Below are 4256 nucleotides of genomic sequence, written 5' to 3' on the forward strand. Positions count from 1 at the left end.
GCCCCCGACCCCTGCCCCCTCGTCACGAGGCTAATGGTACAATCGCCAGCAGCCTATAGCCTTATTTTCTGGAGGATAGCATGCGTTTTTGGCCACTCTGGCTGCTGGTTTTAACCCTTGGTTTGAGCAGTTGTGGAGCGAGCGCGCCGCCGTTGCCACCAGTCGCGCCCAACCAAGCCAACCAAATTTTGCTGCTCAACGAGCTTGATGGCATTGGGGCCAACAGCACAATCACCATCCTTGCTCCGGCGCTAATCAGCGAATCAAACACCATTTTAGCTGGTGCACTTGAGCCTGGAGCCGAACCAATTGCCTACCAGCCAGTGCTATCGATTCCAGCCCAAACCTTGGCAATTACCAGCAACATTGCTGTCTTACGCATCAATGGCGTGCTCAAAAGCCCGACTGAACTTGAGCCAATCACCGTCAAGCCAATCGAGCCAACCAATATCAGCCTTGGCGAGCTAAACCAGAATCTCGCTGTGTACAACAATCAGGTTTTGCGGCTCAACGGCACGCTCTTGCTCAAAGATCAAGCGGCCTTGTTGGTCGAGGAAGTTGGCAGCGGCGGCGTTCCCACCGCTAATGCAGCCCAAATCACGGTTGCGCAAATTCCCAGCCAATCGCCACTGATTCAACAATTGCCAAATCAGCAAGGCAACATTCGCTACGGCCCAATCAGTTTGGTGGGCATGTTGCGCGGCAAAACCTTGCATGTATTTTGGGTCGAAGCCCAGCCCTGAGCCAGAATGTTGCTGCATTTTGGCCCGTTTGCAGGCCAGCAAAATGGGCTATTTTTTATGCGCCAAATGTGCTACGCTCGAGGTTAAAAACTGTGTTCAGGCTGCGAGGCGAAGCATGAAAGATTCTAAGTCGATGCCATTGATGCCGACTGCAACCACACCCCAATCAACAGCCAGTTTCTTACAGGAATTGGTCAATGAGCCTGTGCCAAGCAGCCCAATTGCCAACCTGCCACGTCGCGCTGCGCCAATGGGCATGTACGAGCGTTGGCTAAGCACCTTGGCCTATCTCAGCATTTTTGGCTTGGCAATATTAATCTGGTGGATTGGAGCACAGTTTACCTTGGCATTTTTGGCAGGGCTAGGCTTGAATTTAGCCATGCTTGGCACTGCCCAATGGTTTATTCCAATTATTATCACGGCCATCGAAGTAGCGTGTTGGCCGCGCCGCGCCATCAACCAACATGTTTTGGCAGTGTTTGCCTTGGTTGGTGGCTTAGATCTGATTACCAGTGTGATTGGCTGTGTACGCTGGCTAAGCAACCAACAATTGCCGCTCTCCAGCGCATGGCTCTGGATTTTCAGTGTGGTGATTGCTGCGCTCTGTGCATTTTGGCCCGAACGTTTGGCCCGCGCCGCAGTTGGCGAATTGGGTCGTTTGTGGCGCTAAGCAGGTCATTTGGCTATTGGCTATTGGAAGTTTGATCCAATCTATACAATCTGCAATCGTCTAGTTGTAATGGTTCATTAGATTGGCAACCACGAGCATGCCCTCACCCCCAGCCCCTCTCCCACTGAATGCGGGCGAGGGGAGCACTGACCGCGTGGTTCCCCCTCGCCTCGCGTGCGGGAGAGGGGGCTGGGGGGTGAGGGCATAGTACACTTAGCTATTAAAAACCACACCTACCCATGCTAAAAAGCTATGGATAGGTGTAGCTTGTTCGAGACCAGACCAAGAAAGCTATCGGAGGCTGCGTTGAATGTTGGCGTGTCGGGTTCAACAATCAACATCACCATAATAGCACAAAGGTTCTATTTTGGCAAGAGTTTTAATCACCAAAATGGCACCAATTTTAGAAGCTGAATCTGGATAAAGGTGGTTGGGCTTGGATGCTGAAGCAGTACAAATTGGGGCATTAATATTGGCCATGGCCTTGGTGGCCTTGATGTTTCGCCAGCGCTTTGGCCGCGATTGGCGTGAATTTCGGTTGTGGCAAGCCCAACAACGGGTAATCCAGCCTGAACCAACCAGCATCAGCCAATTTATGCCCTTAGCCACAGCCATCGATGCCCGCACTTTGCCCAACGCTGGCACGGCCTTGCTCAATCCGCCAGACGATTTGCGCGTGCTGGCCCACGAACTGCGCCAAAGCGACAAACGTTTTGTGTTGCCCTTGGGCTGGCGGAGCGTTCAGGGCGTGGTTTCGCTGGTCCATGGCTCGTTGATCGACGATTTTACTCATGTTCAAGTGAGTGGCGCAACTGGCTGTGGCAAAGATGGCTGGGTGCGCACCGCCTTGCTCTATCTGTGTCTCACCAATCCTGCTGAGCGCTTGCAATTGGCCTTAGTCGATGGCAAGGCTGGCTTGTCGTGGCTTGGCTGGCGCGAAAAAGCCCACGTCGCTTTATTCGCCGAGGCCGAACATGAATTAGCGCCTGCATTAACCTGGCTAACCGAGCAGCGTTTGCAGCGCCAAAAAATCCTCAAAGCAGCCGAATGTGAGCGCTGGGAAGAATATCAGGGCCACGATCTGCCCTTGCTGGTGGTGTTTATCAGCGAATTGACCTTGCTTGAGCAAGCGCTGGGAGCCAAACAATTAGAACAATGGCTCAACAGCGAGCTGACCAGTGGCCGCGCCGCTGGCATTCGCTATATCATTGCGACCCAAACATTTAGCAATTTGAGCACGCGCTTTCGTTCGCAAATTAGCTTGGCCGTGGCAGGCTATCAGCCGCGCGACGATGCAGATGAGCCAAATACGACCTTGCCAACCAAAGCCTTCCCAAGTAGCGCTTTGCCACCATCGCGTTTGCCCAGCCCACCAGCTGGGGCTGGCGTGTTTAGCTGCGTTCAAGGCCGCAATGCCTTGACCGTGCGCACCACCTTCATCGATAAAACCCAACGCCAGCAATTGCTTAGCCTGTTGCCAACCCGCCAAACCGAGCTGCCAGCGCTTGAAACTGCGCCCAGCAAAGCCACCAATTTACCAGTCGCCACCGAGCAGCCCTTGATTGCGCTGGCCCAAGCCCCCAGCCAAAGCTACAATCGTTATGATTTGGCGCAACTGTTGCTGCAATATCTCAATCGCCCAGAGCAATTGCTTGAGCACGAGCTTTTTCGCAGCGCCTGTAGCATCGAACACAAACGCTTGCGCAGCTATGCAGGCGTGGCGCGCCTGTTTTGGGGCAAAGATGCAGCGCCCAACAAAAGCCGCCTGATCAAGCAAGCCCTCGAGCGCCAAGCCAACCCCAACGAACAAGAAATGCTCGCCAATTTGCTCGGCACAGTTGCCTAGACCTCAATTGTATGCTATAAAGGTTGTTAAATCTTTCACAAAGATGATTAAACCAACACGCAGCACCACACCCAAACACGGTACACTTTATGCAATGAATTGAGCAGCAAGTTAACGATCAATTGAGGAACGAGCGATGCAAACTCTGCAAGCAGGCACTATCGTACCGAATTTTACGCTTCAAACCGCCATGGGCGAACGCTTCAGCCGTGGCGATCTGCGCGGCAAAGCCGCTTTGGTAATCGTATTTTTGCCCGCCAACGATGGCCTCAACCCCACCTATTTGGCCAATCTCAGCACGGCAGCTCAACGCTGGTCACACGAGCAAAAAGCCTTGATTATTTCAGCCGAAGCCTTGCCACCAACCGAAGGCTTGACCGTGCTGCACGATCCAGAATCTAAGGTGTTGAGCCAATTTTTGGGCGAGGCCAAAGGCGGCTGGTTTATCACCGATCGCTATGGCGAGCTGTACGCTCAAGGCCAATCGCTCTCAACCGCCGACTTACCAAAACCAATGAGCCTCAGCGAATGGCTTGAATATGTCAATATGCGCTGCGGAGGCTAAAACGGAAGGATGAAGGATGAATTATGAGGGAGGAAACCTAAATCAAAATTCAAAAGGCAGAAGGCAAAATAGAACATAGAACATAAAGATTGGCTATAGGCTTTTGGCTTTTGGATGAATGATTGACGGGAAATCTCACCGATCGTCCACTAGCCAATAGCCTGTAGCTGTATTGGTTCATCACGTTAACCACAACCTGATCCCCTCTCCCGTGGCGCGGGGCTTTAATCCCGTGGTTTTGACGCAATGTGTCGGTGAAACACCGGTGCTCCCCCTCGCCCGCGTCCAGTGGGAGAGGGGGGTGGCTTTCAAGGGTAGGTAGTTAACACCGGTGACCATGGTTCAGGATAAAAACGTCCAACGGGAAGTGGCTGGTGGGTCATGAGGTGGGTGATGATCAGCAAGAGGCCACGCCGGAAACAGCTGAGCATG

The 4256-nt window shown here is 53.0% G+C and carries 4 protein-coding genes; all 4 read left to right on the plus strand.

Going from position 1 to position 4256, the window contains the following annotated elements; all coding sequences use genetic code 11:
• Nucleotides 1-80: 80 nt before the first annotated feature.
• The 4 genes from C5S61_RS01105 (at nt 81) to C5S61_RS01120 (ending at nt 3824) form a co-directional block, all read left to right on the plus strand.
• Nucleotides 81-743, plus strand: coding sequence for a hypothetical protein (locus tag C5S61_RS01105; protein ID WP_110513292.1), 663 nt, complete (start codon nt 81-83; stop codon nt 741-743).
• A 115-nt stretch (nt 744-858) separates the two neighbouring features.
• Nucleotides 859-1413, plus strand: a complete 555-nt coding sequence (locus tag C5S61_RS01110; RefSeq protein ID WP_124033360.1) for a hypothetical protein — start codon at nt 859-861, stop codon at nt 1411-1413.
• Nucleotides 1414-1849: 436 nt separating this feature from the next.
• On the plus strand, nt 1850-3259 hold the full coding sequence (locus C5S61_RS01115; protein ID WP_110513294.1) for an FtsK/SpoIIIE domain-containing protein: 1410 nt from the start codon (nt 1850-1852) through the stop codon (nt 3257-3259).
• Nucleotides 3260-3395: 136 nt separating this feature from the next.
• The gene (locus C5S61_RS01120) at nt 3396-3824 is read left to right on the plus strand and encodes a thioredoxin domain-containing protein (RefSeq protein ID WP_110513295.1); all 429 of its coding nucleotides are present in this window, start codon (nt 3396-3398) and stop codon (nt 3822-3824) included.
• Nucleotides 3825-4256 lie beyond the last annotated feature (432 nt).

It is taken from the genome of Herpetosiphon llansteffanensis, assembly GCF_003205875.1.
In the GTDB taxonomy this organism is placed as follows: Bacteria; Chloroflexota; Chloroflexia; order Chloroflexales; family Herpetosiphonaceae; genus Herpetosiphon; species Herpetosiphon llansteffanensis.

Excerpts from the sequence above, each read along its gene's own strand:
- C5S61_RS01105 (WP_110513292.1), top strand. The coding sequence starts at position 81 with ATGCGTTTTTGGCCACTCTGGCTGCTGGTTTTAACCCTTGGTTTGAGC.
- C5S61_RS01110 (WP_124033360.1), top strand. The coding sequence starts at position 859 with ATGAAAGATTCTAAGTCGATGCCATTGATGCCGACTGCAACCACACCC.
- C5S61_RS01120 (WP_110513295.1), top strand. The coding sequence starts at position 3,396 with ATGCAAACTCTGCAAGCAGGCACTATCGTACCGAATTTTACGCTTCAA.